This window comes from Thiohalorhabdus sp. (assembly GCF_036628635.1).
Classification (GTDB): Bacteria; Pseudomonadota; Gammaproteobacteria; order Thiohalorhabdales; family Thiohalorhabdaceae; genus Thiohalorhabdus.
The window spans coordinates 13,568-27,420 of the sequence record NZ_JAZKRM010000006.1; the positions used below are offsets into that span (position 1 = coordinate 13,568).

The 13,853-nt window shown below is 66.3% G+C and carries 14 protein-coding genes; 9 read left to right on the top strand and 5 right to left on the bottom strand.

Translation table 11 applies throughout. The features are described from left to right. The first annotated feature begins 3 nt into the window (after nucleotides 1–3). The 4 genes from ybgF (at nucleotide 4) to tsaB (ending at nucleotide 2,732) form a co-directional block, all read left to right on the top strand. Entirely contained in the window at nucleotides 4–840 is an 837-nt protein-coding gene (ybgF, locus tag V5A19_RS03395; protein ID WP_332317905.1) for a tol-pal system protein YbgF, read from the top strand. Nucleotides 841–877: 37 nt separating this feature from the next. Continuing rightward, on the top strand, nucleotides 878–1,441 hold the full coding sequence (mobA, locus tag V5A19_RS03400) for a molybdenum cofactor guanylyltransferase (RefSeq protein WP_332317906.1): 564 nt from the start codon (nucleotides 878–880) through the stop codon (nucleotides 1,439–1,441). A gap of 62 nt (nucleotides 1,442–1,503) precedes the next feature. After that, the gene (moaD, locus tag V5A19_RS03405; protein WP_332317907.1) at nucleotides 1,504–1,755 is read left to right on the top strand and encodes a molybdopterin converting factor subunit 1; all 252 of its coding nucleotides are present in this window, start codon (nucleotides 1,504–1,506) and stop codon (nucleotides 1,753–1,755) included. 251 nt (nucleotides 1,756–2,006) lie between these two features. After that, nucleotides 2,007–2,732, top strand: coding sequence for a tRNA (adenosine(37)-N6)-threonylcarbamoyltransferase complex dimerization subunit type 1 TsaB (gene tsaB, locus V5A19_RS03410; protein WP_332317908.1), 726 nt, complete (start codon nucleotides 2,007–2,009; stop codon nucleotides 2,730–2,732). Between the two features lie 279 nt (nucleotides 2,733–3,011). Here the strand turns inward: tsaB and V5A19_RS03415 are convergent, their stop codons facing one another. Continuing rightward, nucleotides 3,012–3,605: a LabA-like NYN domain-containing protein gene (locus V5A19_RS03415; RefSeq protein ID WP_332317909.1), complete on the bottom strand. Its 594-nt coding sequence runs from the start codon at nucleotides 3,603–3,605 to the stop codon at nucleotides 3,012–3,014. A gap of 212 nt (nucleotides 3,606–3,817) precedes the next feature. Here V5A19_RS03415 and V5A19_RS03420 point away from each other — a divergent pair, with 212 nt between their 5' ends. Then, nucleotides 3,818–5,404, top strand: coding sequence for an endonuclease MutS2 (locus V5A19_RS03420; RefSeq protein WP_332317910.1), 1,587 nt, complete (start codon nucleotides 3,818–3,820; stop codon nucleotides 5,402–5,404). 155 nt (nucleotides 5,405–5,559) lie between these two features. On the opposite strand, the gene V5A19_RS03425 is transcribed toward V5A19_RS03420, so the two are convergent. Genes V5A19_RS03425 through V5A19_RS03435 form a run of 3 tightly spaced genes read right to left on the bottom strand, consistent with a single transcriptional unit; the run spans nucleotide 5,560 to nucleotide 8,368 of the window. Further along, complete coding sequence (locus V5A19_RS03425) at nucleotides 5,560–6,750, bottom strand: aldo/keto reductase (RefSeq protein WP_332317911.1); 1,191 nt, start codon at nucleotides 6,748–6,750, stop codon at nucleotides 5,560–5,562. Nucleotides 6,751–6,782: 32 nt separating this feature from the next. Beyond that, the gene (locus V5A19_RS03430; RefSeq protein ID WP_332317912.1) at nucleotides 6,783–7,955 is read right to left on the bottom strand and encodes an acetoin utilization protein AcuC; all 1,173 of its coding nucleotides are present in this window, start codon (nucleotides 7,953–7,955) and stop codon (nucleotides 6,783–6,785) included. After that, nucleotides 7,952–8,368: a hypothetical protein gene (locus V5A19_RS03435; protein ID WP_332317913.1), complete on the bottom strand. Its 417-nt coding sequence runs from the start codon at nucleotides 8,366–8,368 to the stop codon at nucleotides 7,952–7,954. The genes V5A19_RS03430 and V5A19_RS03435 overlap by 4 nt, the downstream gene beginning before the upstream one ends. 158 nt (nucleotides 8,369–8,526) lie before the next feature. Between V5A19_RS03435 and V5A19_RS03440 the strand changes: the two genes are divergently transcribed. From V5A19_RS03440 to V5A19_RS03455, 4 genes are all read left to right on the top strand, one after another. Next, nucleotides 8,527–9,480, top strand: a complete 954-nt coding sequence (locus V5A19_RS03440; protein WP_332317914.1) for a selenium metabolism-associated LysR family transcriptional regulator — start codon at nucleotides 8,527–8,529, stop codon at nucleotides 9,478–9,480. Between the two features lie 8 nt (nucleotides 9,481–9,488). After that, nucleotides 9,489–10,238, top strand: a complete 750-nt coding sequence (locus V5A19_RS03445) for a type 1 glutamine amidotransferase (RefSeq protein ID WP_332317915.1) — start codon at nucleotides 9,489–9,491, stop codon at nucleotides 10,236–10,238. Nucleotides 10,239–10,254: 16 nt separating this feature from the next. Beyond that, nucleotides 10,255–10,647, top strand: coding sequence for a hypothetical protein (locus tag V5A19_RS03450; RefSeq protein WP_332317916.1), 393 nt, complete (start codon nucleotides 10,255–10,257; stop codon nucleotides 10,645–10,647). 99 nt (nucleotides 10,648–10,746) lie between these two features. Beyond that, the gene (locus tag V5A19_RS03455) at nucleotides 10,747–11,835 is read left to right on the top strand and encodes an AI-2E family transporter (RefSeq protein ID WP_332317917.1); all 1,089 of its coding nucleotides are present in this window, start codon (nucleotides 10,747–10,749) and stop codon (nucleotides 11,833–11,835) included. Nucleotides 11,836–12,012: 177 nt separating this feature from the next. Here V5A19_RS03455 and soxB read toward each other — a convergent pair whose 3' ends face one another. Beyond that, the gene (gene soxB, locus V5A19_RS03460; RefSeq protein WP_332317918.1) at nucleotides 12,013–13,782 is read right to left on the bottom strand and encodes a thiosulfohydrolase SoxB; all 1,770 of its coding nucleotides are present in this window, start codon (nucleotides 13,780–13,782) and stop codon (nucleotides 12,013–12,015) included. Nucleotides 13,783–13,853 lie beyond the last annotated feature (71 nt).

The window sequence follows — 13,853 nt, forward strand, 5'->3', positions numbered from 1 at the left end:
CCGTTGCGCCCCCTTCCGGCCGCCGCGGCCATGGTGGCCCTTGTCGGCATCCTGGGGGGCTGTCTGCCACCGCCACCGGGTGGGGGGGCGGGGCCGGAAGAGCAAGAAGGGGGTCCGACCGCCGAGGAAAAGCTCCGCCAGCGGGTCCAGGCCCTAGAGGCGGAGGTCGCTCGGCTGAAGGAGGCCCGCTCCGGTAGGGAGGGCCTGCGGGACGGCCTGGAATCCTTGACCGTGGAGATGGAGGAGCTGCGCCAGGAAGTTCGGGGTCGGCAAGGCGACTTGGAAATGGTGCAGCATCGTCTCGACCGGTTGGCCGATCGGCAGGAGCGGCTTTACGAGGACGTCGACGCCCGCCTTCGGGCCCTGGAGCAAGGCAGCGGATCGGAGGAGGCGACTGACCCCAGCGGGGAAGGCGATCAGCCCGCCGGGGAGGATGGCGGTGAAAGCCAGCCCCAAACGGCCGAGGAGGCCTACAAGGCCGCCTTCGCCAACATCGAGGCCAATGAGTACGAGGCCGCCGCCGAGGCCTTCCAGCAGTTCCTGGCCGAGCACGGCGACAGCGACCTGGCCCCCAACGCCCGCTACTGGCTTGGGGAGTCCCACTATGTCATGCGCGAGTTCGAGCCGGCACTGAAGGCCTTCAATCAGGTATTGGACAAGTACCCTGAGAGCCGCAAGGCGCCCGCGTCCCTGCTCAAGATCGGCTACGCCTTCTACGAGCTGGGCGAATACGACGGTGCCCGCCAGGCCTTGCAGCGGGTGCGCGAGCGGTTCCCGGACTCCTCCGAGGCCCGCCTGGCGCGAAAGCGCCTGGAACGCATGGCGGAGGAAGGGCATTAACCGGCCCCAGGGGCCCCATCCCGAGAATACCATCGGGGTGGTCCTGGGCGGTGGCGGTAGCCGCCGCATGGGTCGGCCCAAAGCCGATCTGATCGATGCCACCGGTAGGCCCCTGATGGCCACCGCCCTGCACCGTCTCTGGCCGTGGGCCCGGGTTCGCGTTGTCGCTGGGCAAGGGCCCGGCCAGAGGCCGCCGCCTTGGGTGCCCTGGCTGCGCGACCCGCCCGGTCTGTGCGGGCCCTTGGCGGGGGTGGCGGCGGCGGTCCAGGCTTTCCCCGCCGATTACTACCTGGTTCTGGCGCTGGATCTGCCCCGCGCTCGCCCCGATTTGCTCGTTGATGCCGGCCGCCGCCATCCGGATCGGGCCGTGGTCGGCCGCACGGCGGAGGGCGCCTGGCAGCCCCTGGCTGGGCTCTATCCGGCGGAGCACGCCCGCGGTGCCTTGAGGCTACTACGCCGGGGGCAGCGCCGGGCCATTTCCTGGGCGCTTTCCGGGCCGCGAGTTCCGTTCGCGGTTCCTGGGCCCTGGTGGGTCAATGTGAATACCCCCGAGGAGGCCGCCCGCCTGCTCGGCCCGCCGTACCGAGAGCCTGCGCCTTAATGGCTGGTCCGGACCCGAGAGCCCTTTCCGGAAGGGGTGCCGATGCCCGCAGGAGCACTGCCTTGATCAAGGTCCTCTACTTCGCCGCCATACGAGAAAAGCTGGGAAGGGGCCAGGAAGAGGTGGCCGTCGACGGCGTCGCCAACGTGGCCGATCTGCTGGAACACCTGCGTGGCCGCGATGATGCCCATGCCGAGGTTCTGGCCGAAGAAAGGCGGGTCCTGGTTGCGGTGAACCAGGAGTATGCCAACGGGGCTCGGACCCTGGCGGATGGCGATGAGGTGGCCCTGTTCCCACCGGTCACCGGGGGCTAGTGTCCTGTCCCAAAAGTGGGTTACCTTTCTGATTTTCCTGCGCCGGTTCGGAGCAAGGCGCGCCGACGAAGGCGTGCTGGCTGCACGTCGAGGAGGAGCAACGCCGCTCCGGGCCGGCGCAGGAACTACCTGCGGGCGAGTCGAGATGGCGGACGGTGCGGCGTCACCGGTCCTTGACGGGCAGGGAGCCCGCCTGCGGCCCGGCTCCTTGCTTCCCCCGGCATCTCGACTCGCAGAAAGGCAACGCACTTATGGGACAGGACGCTAGGGCCGTAACCGTCCTACCCGCCGGCCCCTTTCCGGGCACTCTGGCTGCCCTGGCTGGGACTGCCGATGCCACCTCGGCCGCGATCCTCCATCGGGGTCGGCTGCACCTTCGACATCGGTCGGGACGGGCGCAGCACGTCCGCCATCTGCTGCCCCTCCTCGACGAGCTGCTGGCCGACCTGGCTCTGGCCCGCACCGACCTGGAAGCGGTGGCCTTCGCCCGCGGTCCCGGCCCGTTCACTGCTGGGCGTATCGTGGTGGCCACCGCCCAGGGCCTGGGCCTTGGGCTGGGGGTGCCGTTGATCCCTGTCTCCAGCCTGGCCGCCTCCGCCTGGGTGGCTGAGTGCCACCAGTGCGCCGTTGCCCTGGAGGCTGGTCGGGGCGAGGTCTATTGGGGCCGGTTCCGGCGTACCTCCGAGGGGATGGAGGGTGTCGGCGAGGAGCAGGTGGCCGCACCGGAAGCACTCGCCCTACCAGGGGCGGGCAGCGGATCCTGGTGGGGGGTTGGCAGCGGCTGGTCGGTCGCGGGGGAAATGCTCGCCGCCCGCATGGGGCCTGCCCTGGCCGGGACAAGCCCCGAGATCAGCGGCGAGGCGGATGCGGTGGCGGCGCTGGCGTTGGCCTCGTGGCGAGACGGCGCCACCCTGACGTCGAGTCAAGCGGTCCCCACCTACCTGCGGGCGTCGTACGCCGAGGAGTCAGCCGGGTAGGGCGCTCTAGCGGCCTAGTGTCCCGCCCCAGAGTGCGTCGGGGATCTGCGAGCCGGGATAGCTGACGGCGCGGCGTCAGCTATCCCGGCTCGCCCGAGGGGAACGTCTGAACCGGCCCAGCGCTGGGTTGCGCCTTCTCGACGTGGGGCCGCCATCCGGCCCCTGAGCCCTTTCCTTCCGGGGCTACAGGAACCCTCCCTAAGAGGCTCAGGGGTGGGAGGCCTTGCTCCGGACCGGCTCAGAACGCTCAGAACCCCGACGCACTTCTGGGGCGGGACACTAGAGGCGGTTGCCCATCTCGCCCTCCTCCTCATCCTCGGATTGCGGGCTGCTCTCTGGCCGGCGCTGGATGAAGGGGCGGAAGGACTGCAGCTCCACGAACTGGTCGGCCTGGCGCCTCAGCTCGTCGGCGGTAACGTCGGAGGCGGCTAGCACGGTCACCTTGACCCCCCGCTGCTGGACGGCCTCCACCAGGCGGCGGAAGTCGCCATCGCCGGAGAACAGGACGACGTGCTCCAGGTGTGGCGCCAGGTTGAGCATGTCGATGGTCAGCTCGACGTCCATATTCCCCTTGACCCGGCGCTGGCCGCCGTTCTTGAACTCCTTGGTGGGCTTGGTTACGACGATGTAGCCGTTATAGGAGAGCCAGTCCACCAGGGGTTTGAGGGGGGTGTGCTCGCCGGAGACATCCAGGGCGGTGTAGTAAAAGGCCCGAAGGATCTTGGTGCGCTCCCGGAAAAAGCCCAACAGGGCCTGATAATCCACATCGAAGCCCATGTCGCGGGAGCTGCCGTGGAAGTTAGGGCCGTCAATGAACAAAGCGGTGCGGTCATCGTGGTCCAGCCAGATAACGCCTTCGTAGGAGTCGGTCATGGAAGTTTCCTCAAGTAGGCTTTAAGTTTTCGGCTCAAAGGGCTCAACGGCCCGATGGACCGGACGCATTCGCCACGGTTCCCGGGACCCGGAATTTTTTATCGACCACCCAGGGTGGACTATAACAGGCTTCCTTGCACCCGCGCAGGGGCCTTTCGGCCCGTCAAGGTTGGGTAAGCGGGAGCTGCGATGCGACAAGGCAGACCTCAGCCATGGAAAGCGATCTCAATACCCTGGAATTCGACGCCATTCGCCGGACCCTGGCCCGCGAATGCGCTTCCCCCTACGGCCAGGAGGCCGCGCGTAACCTGGAGCCGGCGCCCGGTGTTCAGGTGGGCCGGGCCTTCCAGGCGGCGGTAACCGCCGCCCGGGACGGGCTGGAAAAGGGTGACGGCCCGAAGCTTGAGGAGCTGCCCGATGTGCGCGCGGCGCTGCGGCAGGCCAGCCAGGACGGTGCCTCGCCCCTGAACGGCATGGCCCTGCGTAATCTGGTGACGGTGATTCAGAGCGGGGAATACCTGGCCCGCAACCTGGATAGCCGACCCGAGCTTTACGCCGGGGATCCCGCGGACCTGACTGCGGCCAGCGACCTTGTCGATGAGCTGGACGCGGCAGTGGACACCATGGGCAAGGTGCGCTCCCAAGCCTCCGAGGAGCTGGACCGTCTTCACGGCGAGGTTGCCGAAAAGCGCGAAGAGCTCAACCAGGCGGTCAAGAAGAAGCTCAAGGACAAAAAGCTCGCCCCCGACCTGGTGGAGCCCAATACCGAGCATTACTCCGGACCGCGCCGGGTGCTGGCGATCAAGAACGAGGCGGCGGGAGCCATCAAGGGGGTTCGCCGGGAGGCCCTGTCGCGCGGCCGGGGGATCATGGTCGAGCCCATGGAGTGGATTCCCCTGAACAACCGGTTGGAGCAGCTGGCCAAGGAGATCGACGCCGAGGAGCGCCGCGTCCTCAAGGCCGTCACCGAGACGGTGGGCGGTCGCCGGGACCAGCTCCGCCAATTGCTGGACGCCATTACCTGGATCGATCTGGCCCTGGGCGCCGGCAGGCTGTCCCTCAAGATCGACGGCACCGCTCCCGCGCTGGCGGAGAAGCCCCGCCTCGAGCTCCGAGAGGCATGCCATCCGGCCCTGGTGGCCGAGCACAAGAATGGCGGTGGGGCCCCGGTGCCGCTGTCGGTAGGCCTCGATCCCGACCATCCCATGGTGCTCATCACCGGACCCAACACCGGCGGCAAGACGGTGGCCGTCAAGACCATCGGCCTGCTTGCCACCATGGCCTTCTGCGGGTTGCACATCCCGGCGGCGGAGGGCTCGGTGATCGGCGCTTACCACCGCATTCTGGTGGATATCGGCGATCCGCAGAGCATTCTGCACCACGTCTCCACCTTTGCCGGCCACGTGGAGGTGCTCAAGCAGATCCTGGCCGAGGCGGACGAGCACACCCTGGTGCTCATGGACGAGATGGGCACAGGAACCGATCCGGAAGAAGGCGCGGCCCTGGCCATGTCGGTCCTGGAGGAGCTAGCCGACCGTGGTGTGCAGGGTGTGTTCACCACCCACCTGTCGCCGCTGAAAGGGTTTGCCGATCAGCATCCGGCCATGGTCAACGCCAACATGGCCTTCGATTTCGAGCGGATCCAGCCCACCTACCGGCTGCATGTGGGCGAGGCCGGGGCTTCCCTGGGCCTGGTGGTGGCCGAGCGCAACGGCCTGTCCGAGCCCCTGCTGAAGCGCGCCCGTGGCCACCTTGAGGAGCTGCGGCCGGGGGCGACCTCCGAGCGCAAGGACCGGTAGGCACGGCGGGAACCGCCAAGGACGCCAATTCTGCTAAGAAAGCGGGGAAAGGGGCTGGACCCGCAGCCCTCGGCGGAGAGTTGGGCCGGAGTGACAGGGCGCCCTGGGAGAAAGGGAATGGCCGTTCTTGGCGCCCTTGGCGGTAAACCCGGTTTTCAGCCTTCCGCCGCTTCTTCCCCGCTGTCGTCGTCCTCGGCCTGCTCGAACATCTTGAGGAAGGTCTTGCGGGCCAGGGGGTCATAGCGGGCCAGCTCCAGGGCCTCGTCGACATGGGCCTTGTCGGCCATGGCCACCATGGCGGTGCCCACACCGGGAGTGGAGCGGGAGAACTGCATGGCCCGTTGGGCGTTGGTGCGCAGGTTCCCCATGGTCTGACGCAGGATGGGCGGCTGCTCATGGAGTAGCTGGCCGCCCATGAGGGTGTGGGTGCCGATGAAATAGAGCCCGAGCTGGTAGGCCGTCTGCACCGTGGAGGCCACGTTGCCCTGGCCGGTGGCCTGATTGAAGCGGGTGAAGCCTTCCAGCATGTTCACGTTGTAGGGCATGGTTACCAGCCGCATGTGGTGGCTCTGAGGGTCTCCGGCCGCATTCTCGGCGGTGGCCACCTGGCTGGTCAGGGACTGGAACATGGGGTCGTTGGTGGGGACACGGCAGGATTTCCAGGTAGCCAGGCCATAGCTGCGCAGGTTGCCTGCCTGCACGGCCATCTCCAGTACCGCGTAAACCTTCTGAAGCCGGGTGTTGAGGTCCTCCTTGGTTTCCATGTGGGGAATGTGGACCTCGGACTGGTCGATCAAAAAGGCGTCTAGGGTCTCCACACCCAGGGCCTGCCGGGACTGCTCCAGCTGCCAAGCGATGTAGGCCGCGGACAGCAGGTGGGGTCCTTCGGCCAGCTCCTCGGGCGTGCCCAGCCCCTTTTTCACGATGTTGTTCTTGAACCATGTTCCCAGGTCCTCGGGCGGGCCGCCGGGGAAGGCCATGAAGCCGCCCTTGGCCACAACGAACAGGCCCTCGCGGGCCACCCCGTCGGCTACGGCGTCGCGGATGGCGGCACCGGCGGCCTGGGCGGAGCGACCGAAGCGGTAGGAGATGCCCGCCTCCACTACGTTGAGGCCGTTCTTGAGGCCGTGGGCCAGGGCTTCGCGATAGCCGGCGTCGATCGCGTCGGTTGCCTCGCCGAAGTCGGTGCCCAGGCCGAGGGAGGACAGCTTGAGGGCCTCCTTGCCGAAGTCGCTGAAGTGGGCCTCCGCCAGGCCGCTGTCGGCGGCATAGGCTTGGGTGCCCTCGTGAGAGGCGTGGCCAGGGATGAGCTCGGGGAGGTCCTTGCTGGGGGATCGTCCGAACATGGTGGTTCTCGCTCGCTTGCGGGAGTCAGTGGTCAGGGCGCCGCCTCGGCGGCTTTGCCGGCGGGCTGCAGCAGGGGGTGGTGGCTCCGCAGCCAGGCCAGGGCCTCGCTCACCTCGGGATGCACCGGACCGCTCTGGGGCGGGTCCAACCGGCTTTGAAACAGGTCCTCGAACCAGTCCTCGTCCTCATCCAGGTCCCAATCGACCGCCTCCAGAAGCTCCCGGCCCCGGGGTGGCAGTTTCTCGGGCAGGCCGCGGCCGGATAGCTGGGCCCACAGACCGGCCCAGCAGCGGGCTAGGGCGATGGGGTGGTAGCCGCCGCCGCCGGTTACCACCAGCCGGGGGGCGCTGTCGGCCCGGATGCGCTCGACCATGCGCAGGAAGGCCTGGGTGGAGACCCGGAACCGGCTCAGGGGGTCGGGCAGCAGGATGTCCGTGCCGGCCTGCATGACCACCGCGTCGGGTTGGAAGCGGTCGCTCACCCACGGCCACAGGGTAGCGAGGGCGGTCTCGAAGTCGTCGTCGTGGGCCCCTGCGGGCATGGGCAGGTTGAGGGCGTAGCCCTCGCCCGAGTCCCTGCCCCAGTCGGCGAGCCCGCCACCGGCGAAGGGGTAGCCCTTCGCCGTATCCATATGCAGGGACAGGGTCAATACCGCCGGATCCTCGGCGAAAGCGTTTTCTACGCCGTCGCCGTGGTGGGCGTCGAGGTCCACGTACAGCACCCGCCACCCGGTTTGCCGTAGCCGCAGGATGCCCAGAACAGGGTCGTTGAAGTAGCAGAAGCCGCGTGCCTGGTCGGGGGCGGCGTGGTGCATGCCGCCGGCCGGGTTGAAGCCGACCCGGCCCTCGTGGATTACCGCCTCGGCGGCCTGGATGCTGGCACCGGTAGCCAGGGTCGCTGTACTGTAGAAATCCTTGAAGGCCGGGTTCTCGAAGTTGCCTAGATTCCATCGGCGCCGGTCCTCCGCCGAGGCGCGCTCGGTGGCCTCGATACGACGGGCGGCCCGCAGGTAGTCGCGATCGTGGAACCAGGCCAGCTCGTGATCGGCGGCGGGTCGGGAGTCACGGTACTCGACTTCGGGGAGGGCGCCGTAGGCCTCGAGCAGGTCCACGGTCAGCGATACCCGGGGAATCCCCAAGGGGTGGTTGGCACCGTAGCTGGGACGGCGGTATCGTGCCGCGCCGAGGAAGATCGCGGGAGTCACACCCCGCCCCCGCCGCGTCCCCGCTCGGTGGTGTTCTCTTCGGTGAAGTGGCCCTTGAAGCCCCGGGGCGCGCCGCGCTGCATGCTGCCCATCATGGTCGCCATGCGCAGGTCCTTGTTAATCCGGACCACCCGTCCAGGGATCCAGAACAGATCCGCCAGGGCGCCGATCGCCGGAAGCAGCCAGAGCCAGGGCCAGCCTGCCAGATAGTGGACCAGTGCCGCGGCAATGGTGGCGGCTGGGAACAGCAGACCACCGACCGGCTCCCGCAGGTAGAAACGGTGCCAACCGATGCCGAACAGGATCCAGCGCAGGTAAGCGCCCAGGGTAGTTCGCTCCATGGCCTTATAGGCCATCTGGACCTGCTGCAGGCCGCCGCCCTTGAGGTCCATGCCTTGCCATTGCTTGCTCATTATTTTATCCCCTCATAAAATAATTTGGTTAACGAATACTGAGTTGTTGACTAAAATGATCAACTATTCAGGATACCCCGAAAGGGCAAGGCAAGAGAAGCGTCCCCAATCACCCTGAATAAGCTGCCCGGTGGCCGGTCCGGGAGAATGGAAGCACCATGGCCGATCGCAGATTGCATGTTTTCCACACGGTGGCCCAGCTCTCCAGCTTCACCAAGGCCGCCAATCGTTTGCATATGACCCAGCCGGCGGTCACCTTCCAGGTGAAGCAGCTGGAGGAGCAGTTCAATACCCGGTTGTTCGACCGCAACCACAATCGCATCACCCTGACCGACGCCGGCCAGACCGTCTTCGATTTCGCCGATAAGATCCTGAACCTCTACGAGGAGATGGAAAACTCGGTGGGCGAGCTGACCGGCGAGATGCGGGGCGTGCTGCTGGTCGGGGCCAGCACCACCATCGGCGAATACCTGCTGCCGCGGGTCCTAGGTGCTTACCGCGCCGCTTACCCGGCCATGAAGGTACGCATGAATGTGGCCAACACCCGGGACATCCTCCAGCAGGTGGAAAATAATACCATCGACATCGGCATCGTCGAGGGTGCGGTGAACAACGCCAACCTGGCCATCCGAGAGTGCCAGCCCGACCAGCTGGTGGCGATCTTTCCCCGCGGCCATCAGCTGGCCGCCAAGGACCGGGTAACCCCGGCGGAGCTGCTGGATTACCAGTTCGTTCTGCGCGAGGAGGGCTCGGGGACCCGGGAGGTGCTTGCCGACTATATCCGCGACGGCGGCGCTGACTCCAACAAGCTCGACATCGTCATGGAGCTGGGCTCCGGCGAGTCGGTCAAGGGCGCTGTGGAAAGCGGTATGGGCATCTCCGTGGTGTCCCAGGCCACGGTGCGCAAGGAGGCCCAGCTCGGCACGCTCGAGGTGCGGCCGCTCGATCCGGTCCTGGAGCGGGCCTTTTCCTTTGTTCATCAGAAGCAGAAGTTCCGGTCCCAGGCCGTCGAGCGGTTTTATCAATTCATTCAGGAACAGTGCAAGAAAGGCGATCCCTGGGAGGAGGCGGAAACCGCCTCCGGTGCCAGCGGAGTCGCCGTTCAGAGGTAGACGCTGCCATGCCCAGCTTTTTTGTCATACAGCACAGCCACCACGAGTTCCTCGGAACCATCGAGAAGCAGCTCGAGCACCGGGACATCGGTTTTGTCTACATCCGGCCATTCGTGGGCCAGGCCATCCCTGGGAGCCCTCAGGACAAGGACGCCCTGTTCGTTTTGGGTGGGCCCATGGACCCCACCGAAACCGACGATTTCCCCTACCTGGAGGAGGAGACCTTCCTCATCGGCCAGTTCCTCAAGCAGGACCAGCCGGTGGTGGGGATCAGCCTCGGGGCCCAGCTCATGGCGCAGCACTTCGGCGGCGGGGCATCCGAGGACCCGGAGCTCACCGCGGCCTTTGTCAACGCCCGCAAGACCGCCGCCGGGGAGGGCGACGAACTGGCCGAGGTCATGGACGGCAAGGAAGTATTCGTGTGGCATGCCGGCTCCGTGACTCTGCCCGAGGGGGTGGAGCCCATTCTGGTGGACGACGACGGCAACTGGCTGGCCTTTCGGCCCCATCCCAGGGCCTACGGGCTGCTTTTCCGTCCGGAGATCAAGCCGGGCATCATCGAGGACATGGTGATGGAGGATCGCCCCCATCCGGACAATGTCGGCGACCTCCTGGGATACGCCCGGCAGGCCTGGGGCGCGGGCACCATGCAGGAGGTCACCGATCAGACGGTGGTGGCCCTGGTGCGGCAGCTGGAGCTCATGCATCCCCACGCTAAGCCTGGACCCGCCTTCGATTTCAATGTCCAAGAAGACTGAGAGTCCCATAGCGCTTATGACCGAGTTCGAGAAGCGCATCCTGGCTGCTCTGGAGCGACTACCGGAAGATCAGCAGCGCCAACTGGTGGACTACGCCGAATTCTTGGTGGGCCGAAGCAGCGGCGATCCCTTGGGGGGGTCCGGCCAACCCGCTGCCCAGCCGGCGGAGCCCGCGGGACCGCAGGCGCCGGAGCCGGTGGAGCCGGAGCCGGACGAGGGGCCTGTGAAGGCCATCAAGCGGCTGCGGGCCACCTACCCCATGCTCGATGCCAAGGACCTGCTCGACGAGACCACCACCATCATGTCCAAGCGCTATCTCCAGGGAAAGCCGGAGGGCGAGGTAATCGAGGAGCTCGAGGAAACCTTCGAGCGGCACTACCGGCGCTACCTGGACCGGTTCGAGCCGTAAGCGCCGGCCTTCCCCCGGTCGGCGCTATGGACTACCCTCGGGGCGGAGGTCTTGGCCAGCCGCCCGGGTTCGCCTGCCGCCACCAGCGCCGGAGGTTACGTGTACACGCCGGTCGAGTGGTTTCGCGAGCGCTTCTCCGATCCGCAGATCCTTCTGCTTACCCTGCTCCTGGCCGGGGGCATACTGGTCCTCTATCTGTTCGGGCCGGCCCTCAAGCCTTTTGTCGCCAGTATCGTTATCGCCTACCTGCTGGAGGGCTTCGTTCGGCCCCTGGAGAACCACCACGTGCCCCGTGCGCTGGCCGTGGTCTTGGTCTTTACTGGCTTTCTGCTGGTGGCTTTGTTCCTGCTGTTCAGCCTGGTTCCCATCGTCACAGACCAGATCCAGCGCTTGGTGCGCGATCTGCCGGACATCATCGGCCGTGTCCAGGCCCTGATCCGGACCCTGCCCGAGCGCTATCCGGGCTTCATCGAGCCCGCCTACGTCGACAGCCTGATCGCCTCCTTGGGCAATCGCCTGCAGCAGTGGGGCGGTCGCTTGGTGTCGCTGTCCATCTCCTACATCCCCGGCGTTGCCACCCTGCTGGTGTATGTGGTGCTGGTGCCCTTCCTTATCCTGTTCATGCTCAAGGACAAGTCCTTGATCCTGGACTGGGTGCGCAGCTTCCTGCCGCCTCATCAGCAGCTAGCCAAACAGGTCTGGCAGGACGTGGACCGCCAGATCGGCAATTTCATTCGCGGCAAGGTATGGGAGATCGTCATCGTGGGGGTGGTGACCTACGCAACCTTCCGCTTCTTGGGATTCGATTACTCCGCCCTCCTGGGCGTGGTCACCGGCTTCTCGGTGCTGGTGCCCTACATCGGCGCCGCGGTGGTGACCATCCCCGTGGCCCTGCTGGGGCTGGTGCAGTGGGGACCCAGCTGGGAGCTCGCCCACCTGATCATCGCCTACGGGGTCATTCAGGCGCTGGACGGCAATGTCCTGGTGCCGGTCATCTTCTCCGAGGCGGTCAAGCTGCACCCGGTGGCCATCATCCTGGCCATCCTCATCTTCGGCTCCATCTGGGGCTTCTGGGGGGTGTTCTTCGCCATCCCCCTGGCCACCGTGGTCAAGTCCATCCTTGAGGCCGTGCCAAGGCTCCGGGAAGCGGGCTCGGACCTGGAAGAAACCGAACGAGCCCCGGTCTAGGCCCGCCGATTCCCGGATTCCGAAGGCCGGGCAGCGGCATTGGCCGTTGGCAAAGTGGGGGCCTACCCCTTGGAAATGCCCGCCCATACCGAGCCCACCCCCTGATTGCTATCAAGGCGAGGAACCAAAAAAAGCCGGCCCCCTGAGAGGCCGGCTTGTTGTGTCCTGGCGTCCGGATCAGGACAGCCGAACGTCCATATCCAGGCCCGGATTGCCCTTGACCCCCTTGAGCTTGGGGATGTTGGGTTCACCCACCTTGACGTTCTTCTTCTCGCGCAGCCAGCCGGCCACCACGTCGTAGACCGCGGGAAGGTCTTCCTCGATCGGGTCCACGGAGGCCCAGCCGGCAACTTTGTAGGTCTTCTTGGGATCGAGGGGCTCGCCGTTGACCTCCAAGTCCTGGATGCGGTTGCCCTGGCTCTCCTTGGGGTTGAAGGCGAACTTGAGGCCGCCCACGCGGACCATATCACCGCCCTGCTGGTAGTAGGGGTCGGGATTGAACAGGTTTTCCGCGACGTCCTCCAGGGACAGCTTCAGACGCTCCCCGCTCATGTTGCTGAGGGTCACCTCGGGGTAGGTGATGGCGGTCTGGGAGTAGACATGCTCCAGGGTGATGGGATCCCCCGGCAGCACCGTGGTGCCCCAGCGGAACCCTGGCGACAGTGCCACCTCTGCATCCTGGGTCTCCATGAGGGCATCGCAGATGAGCTGGTCAAAGGTGCCGTTGAAGTTGCCTCGGCGGTAGAGCAGGTCCTCGGTCACCGCCAGCTCCTCACTGAGGTCCTTGCCCACCCCCTCCTGGGCCTTGGTTCGCTCCTCCCCGATGAGCTGGGCCATGTCCGGGTCCGGCTCGATCTCGTTGGAGAAGATCGGCAGCATGTGGAAGCGGTAGTCCCGAACCTTGCCGTTTTTGACGTCGAAGTCCATGCGGGTGAGGAACTTGCCGTTGGAGCCGGAGTTGATCACCAGGGTCTTGCCGTCCAGGCCGCCGCCCTTGTTGGGGATCTCCATGGGGGCGGGCATGGCGTCGTGGGTATGGCCGCCGAGGATCACGTCGACGCCCCGCAGGCGGGAGGCCATCTTCTTGTCCACGTCCATCCCGTTGTGGGACAGGATCACAACCATGTCGGCCTTGTCGCCGTCGTGGATCTCGTCCACCACCTTCTGGGCGTTCTCCTCGTCGATGCCGAAGGACCACCCCGGGACCTTGTACTGCGGATTGGCGATGGGCGTGAACGGGAAGGCCTGCCCGATCACCGCGATGCGGACGCCGTTGCGCTCCTTCACGGTGTAGGGCGAGAACAGATCGATGCGGTCGCCCCAGGTGTTGTCCGTAATGTTCTGGGCAACGAAATCCATGTTGAGGGCGCCGCCGTCGATGAGCTCGCGGAGCCGGTCGGAGCCGTAGGTGAACTCCCAGTGGCCGGTCATCACGTCCACGCCCAGGTGGTTGGAGGCTCGCACCATGTCGCGGGCGTTGCTCCACAGGCTGGTGGCCGAGCCCTGCCAGGTGTCGCCGCCGTCGAGCAGGAGGGCCTTGCCCTCGCGTTCGGCCCGGTAGCGGTTGACCAGGGTCTGCATGTGCGCGAAGCCGCCCATCTTGCCGTAGCGGCGGGCCTCCTCCACGTAATCAATGGGGGTGAAGGCGTGGGCCCGCTTGGAGCCCTTCTTGATCCCGAAATGCTCCAGGAACGCGTCGGTAACCAGGTGCGGCGGGTCGCCCTTCATTGGACCGACGCCGAGGTTGACATTGGGCTCCCGGAAATGGACCGGATTGAGCTGGGCATGGCAGTCGGTGAAGTGCATCAGGGTGACGTTGCCGAAATCGGGAATGGCATAGGGGTCGTCTTTGAACCAGCCCATGGCCTGAGCGCCGCGTGGACGCAACATACCGGCAGCGCCGGCCATGCCTAGGGCGTTAAGGAATTCGCGTCGGGATAGCTGCATGGTTTAAGCCTCTCCCTCGGGTGTTGGAGGTTGGGTTAGGAAACGAAACGGCCCGGCAGGGCCGAGCGCTG